Below are 220 nucleotides of genomic sequence, written 5' to 3' on the forward strand. Positions count from 1 at the left end.
TATTCCTCGAGCGCCCTCAGCAGCACTGACTTCGGCTTGGCCCCGGTGAACGACTTGACCACCTCGCCACCCACGAACACCTGGATGGTGGGCAGCCCGAGCACGCCCTGCTGGGTGGGCACCTGGGTGCTGGTGTTGGTGTCCATCTTCAGGAAGGTGATCTTGTCGCCGTAGTCACGGGCCAGTTCGTCGATGATCGGGGACAGCTGCTTGCACGGCG

1 protein-coding gene is annotated in these 220 nt (G+C 63.6%); it reads right to left on the reverse strand.

Translation table 11 applies throughout. The features are described 5' to 3' along the window. The coding region (locus BN358_RS12585; protein WP_019229172.1) for a co-chaperone YbbN at positions 1-220 on the reverse strand (220 nt) is incomplete at both ends.

The organism is Sedimentibacter sp. B4 (assembly GCF_000309315.1).
In the GTDB taxonomy this organism is placed as follows: domain Bacteria; phylum Bacillota; class Clostridia; order Tissierellales; family Sedimentibacteraceae; genus Sedimentibacter; species Sedimentibacter saalensis.